The organism is Sphingomonas bacterium, assembly GCF_903643065.1.
Lineage (GTDB): Bacteria > Pseudomonadota > Alphaproteobacteria > Sphingomonadales > Sphingomonadaceae > Sphingomonas.
On the sequence record NZ_CAHJWX010000477.1, the window covers coordinates 1 to 2,546 of the forward strand.

Sequence of the window (2,546 nt, forward strand, 5' to 3'; positions counted from 1 at the left end):
TCAACGTCGCCGACAGCGCGATCACGATCGGCGCCGCGCTCCTGATCCTCGACGAGCTGCGGCGCGTGCGACGCGCACGCTGAACGCTAGCGCGTGGTGATGCGGTCGCCGTAGATGATGGCGTTCGGATCGGGCTGGATGTTCAGGGTGGCGGCGATGCCCGGAATGTCCGAATAGAAGCCGTCCTCGCGCGAGCCGGCGAAGACCGTCGTCACCCCGGCCGCGCCGGGATGACGAGGGGAAGAATCAAGCCTCGGCCGTCTCGGACGTGGCGTCGGCCGGGGCGGCGACCGCGGCGGCGGCGGCGCGGGCCTTTTCCGCCCGCTCCTCGGCGCGCTCCTTGGCCTTCTCGCCCGGCTCGCCCTTGTGCGGGTTGCTGCGCTGGGCGCGCTCGCGGATGCCGGCCGCGTCGAGGAAGCGCGCGACGCGATCGGTCGGCTGCGCGCCGACCGACAGCCAATGCCTGGCGCGATCGCTGTCGAGCACGATCCGCTCGATCGAGTCCTTGGCGAGCAGCGGGTTATAAGTTCCGATCTTTTCGAGATACTTGCCGTCGCGGGGGCTGCGCGCGTCGGCGACGACGATGCGGTAATAGGGCCGCTTCTTGGAGCCGCCGCGCGACAGCCGGATGGAGATTGCCATGGTCTGATGTCCTTGAGGTTGAAACGGATTACTTCTTTTTCTTGCCGGCGAAGTTCATGAAGCCCGGCGGCATCTTGGGGCCGCCCGGCAGGCCGGGCAGGCCGCCCTGCCCGCCCATCTGACCCATGATGTCGCCCAGCTCCGGCCCCGCCATCGCGTTGCCAAGGCCGCCCAGGCCGCCCTTGCCGAGCATCGCCATCATGCCCTTGATGCCGCCCATCTTCTTGAGGCGCTTCATCACGGTCGCCATCTCCTGGTGCATCTTGAGGAGCTTGTTGACCTCCTGCACCGTCCTGCCCGCGCCCTTGGCGATCCTGATCTTGCGCTTGGCGTTGATCAGCTCGGGCCTGGCGCGCTCCTTGAGCGTCATCGAGCCGATCATCGCGTCCATGTGGACGAGCATCTTGTCGGCACCGGGCGTGCCGCTGATCGCCTGTTGCGCCTTCTTCATCCCCGGGATCATGCCGGCGAGCGCGCCCATGCCGCCCATCTTGCTCATCTGCGTCAGCTGCGCGCGCAGGTCGTTGAGGTCGAACTGGCCCTTGGCCATCCGCGCGGCGATCCGCTCGGCGTCCTCCTGCTGGATCGTCTCGGCGGCGCGCTCGACCAAGCTGACGACGTCGCCCATGCCCAGGATGCGGCCGGCGACGCGCTCGGGGTGGAACGCCTCCAGCGCGTCCAGCTTCTCGCCGGTGCCGGCGAACTTGATCGGCTTGCCCGTCACCGCGCGCATCGACAGCGCGGCGCCGCCCCGCGCATCGCCGTCCATGCGGGTCAGCACCACGCCGGTCAGCGGCACCTGATCGGAGAAGTTCTGCGCGACGTTGACCGCGTCCTGCCCGGTCAGCGAGTCGACGACGAGCAGGATTTCCTGCGGCCGCGCGACCTCGGCGACCTGGCGCATCTCGTCCATCAGCGCCTGGTCGATGCTGGTGCGCCCGGCGGTGTCGAGCATCAGCACGTCGAAGCCCTGCAACTTCGCCGCCTGGATTGCCCGCCGGGCGATGTCGACCGGCTGCTGGCCGGGGACGATGGGAAGGCATGGCACGTCGGTCTGCGTGCCCAGCGTCGCCAGCTGTTCCTGCGCGTTGGGCCGATTGACGTCGAGCGAGGCCATCAGCACGCGCTTGGCGCCGCGCTCCTTGAGGCGCCTGGCGATCTTGGCGGTGGTGGTGGTCTTGCCCGAGCCCTGAAGCCCGACCATCATCACGATCGCGGGCGGGGTGACGTCGAGCGACAGCTCGCTGGCGTCCGCGCCGAGCGTCGCGACCAGCTCGTCATGGACGATCTTGACGACCTGCTGCCCCGGCGTGACCGAGCGCAGCACGTTCTGGCCGATCGCCGCCTCCGTCGCGCGGTCGGTAAAGGCGCGGGCGACCGGCAGCGCGACGTCCGCCTCCAGCAGCGCGACGCGCACCTCGCGCATCGCCGCGCGCACGTCCGCCTCCGTCAGCGCGCCACGGCCGCGCAGGCGATCGAAGACCCCGCCGAGGCGGTCGCTGAGGGACTCGAACATCGTTTCACTCCGGGCCGCCTGCCCGAACGCAAAAAGCGCCGGCGGACGAATCCTCGTCGGCCGGCGTGCGCCCGAGGGCGCGACCATTGCGTCCAGTCGGGCTGAACGGGTGGCGACATAGGTGAAGGGCATCGACGTGGCAAGCCGCCGCTGGCGCGTGGACTTCCCCCCCGCCCGCCCCTAAGCCGCGCGTCCCATGCCCGTCCCGGAGATCATCACGCTTGGCTGCCGCCTCAACCTCGCCGAGAGCGAGGCGATCCGGGCGATGCTGGGGCAGGCAGACACGGTGGTCGTGAACAGCTGCGCGGTGACGGGGGCGGCGGTGAAGGAAACGCGCGCGGCGGTCCGGCGCGCGCGGCGGCTGCGTCCCGCCGCCGAGCTGATCGTC

At 70.2% G+C, this 2,546-nt stretch carries 3 protein-coding genes and 1 pseudogene; 1 reads left to right on the plus strand and 3 read right to left on the minus strand.

Annotated elements, in window-relative coordinates:
* Nucleotides 1-86 precede the first annotated feature (86 nt).
* The 3 genes from HUU95_RS14730 to ffh are packed head-to-tail and all read right to left on the minus strand — an operon-like array spanning nucleotide 87 to nucleotide 2,158.
* A complete protein-coding gene (locus HUU95_RS14730) occupies nucleotides 87-215 on the minus strand; it encodes a hypothetical protein (RefSeq protein ID WP_302480135.1) in 129 nt (42 codons plus the stop codon).
* Nucleotides 216-246: 31 nt separating this feature from the next.
* Nucleotides 247-642 carry a 30S ribosomal protein S16 gene (gene rpsP / locus HUU95_RS14100; RefSeq protein ID WP_174280673.1) on the minus strand — a complete coding sequence of 132 codons (396 nt, stop codon included), beginning with the start codon at nucleotides 640-642 and terminating at the stop codon, nucleotides 247-249.
* A 28-nt stretch (nucleotides 643-670) separates the two neighbouring features.
* A complete protein-coding gene (ffh, locus tag HUU95_RS14105; RefSeq protein ID WP_174280674.1) occupies nucleotides 671-2,158 on the minus strand; it encodes a signal recognition particle protein in 1,488 nt (495 codons plus the stop codon).
* A gap of 196 nt (nucleotides 2,159-2,354) precedes the next feature.
* Between ffh and HUU95_RS14110 the strand changes: the two are divergent.
* Nucleotides 2,355-2,546, plus strand: a pseudogene (locus tag HUU95_RS14110) (tRNA (N(6)-L-threonylcarbamoyladenosine(37)-C(2))-methylthiotransferase MtaB); the annotation flags it as partial.

Excerpts from the sequence above, each read along its gene's own strand:
- rpsP (WP_174280673.1), bottom strand. The coding sequence starts at position 642 with ATGGCAATCTCCATCCGGCTGTCGCGCGGCGGCTCCAAGAAGCGGCCC.
- ffh (WP_174280674.1), bottom strand. The coding sequence starts at position 2,158 with ATGTTCGAGTCCCTCAGCGACCGCCTCGGCGGGGTCTTCGATCGCCTG.